Annotated in this window: 1 protein-coding gene; it reads right to left on the bottom strand. The window is 65.8% G+C overall.

Translation table 11 applies throughout. The features are described from left to right. On the bottom strand, positions 1–1,181 hold a 1,181-nt coding region (locus NMD1_RS04000), incomplete at both ends, for an amidohydrolase family protein (protein ID WP_147457728.1).

The raw sequence follows: 1,181 nt of genomic DNA, 5'->3' as shown, positions 1-1,181 counted from the left end.
TCGCCCTCGCCATGGACGACCTTGCCGCCCAGCAGCGTCAGGACCGAGCGGATGTGGACGATCGCGTGCTCGGGCACGCTGAAGTAATCGTCCGACAGCACCGCCAGATCGGCAAGCTGCTCCGCCTTGATCTGACCTTTCTTCCCCACTTCGTTGGAAAACCACGTATTCTCGTAGGTCCACATCGCCAGAGCCTTTTCCCGGCTGACACGATTGGCGCCGGGATAGAGCGTGAGCCCGCCCACCGTGCGCCCGGTGACCAGCCAGGACAGCGACACCCACGGGTTGTAGCTGGCGACGCGCGTGGCATCCGTGCCCGCGCCCACCGGGATGCCCGCGGCGATCATCTTCGTGATCGGCGGGGTGCGCTCGGCCGCCCTGGCGCCATAGCGTTCGACGAAGTATTCGCCCTGATAGGCCATGCGGTGCTGCACGGCGATGCCGCCGCCAAGCGCGGCGATGCGGTCGATATTGCGGTCGCTGATCGTCTCGGCATGGTCGAAGAACCAGTTGATCCCGGTCAGCGGGATATCGCGATGGACCTTCTCGTACACATCGAGCGCGCGGCCGATGGTCTGGTCGTAGGTGGCGTGGAGGCGCCAGGGCCAGCGGTGTTCGGCCAGCAGGCGGATCACCGGTTCGAGATCGCCTTCCATGCTGGGCGGCATGTCGGGCCGGGCGACGCGGAAGTCCTCGAAGTCGGCCGCGGAATAGACCAGCATCTCGCCCGCGCCGTTGTGGCGGTAGCTGTCGTCGCCCTGGCCGGGGCTGACCTGCTTCACCCATCCGCTGAAGTCGGCGAGTTCCTCCTTCGGCTTCTGCGTGAACAGGTTGTAGCTGATGCGCACGGTCAGTTCGCCGTCCTGGTGCAGCTTCTCGATGATCCGGTAGTCGTCGGGATAGTTCTGGAAGCCGCCGCCGGCATCGATCACGCCGGTCACGCCCAGACTGTTCACATCGCGCATGAAGTGACGGGTGGAATTGATCTGATAGTCCTCGGGAAGTTTGGGTCCCTTGGCCAGCGTCGAATAGAGGATCGTGGCGTTGGGCTGGGCCAGCAGCAGGCCGGTCGGGTTGCCGGCGGCGTCGCGCACGATCTCGCCACCGGGCGGATTGGGCGTGTCCTTGGTATAGCCCACCACGCGCAGCGCGGCGGCGTTGAGCAGGGCGCGGTCGTAGAG

The organism is Novosphingobium sp. MD-1, from assembly GCF_001014975.1.
In the GTDB taxonomy this organism is placed as follows: Bacteria; Pseudomonadota; Alphaproteobacteria; order Sphingomonadales; family Sphingomonadaceae; genus Novosphingobium.
This window is presented reverse-complemented; position numbering and strand designations above follow the sequence as displayed.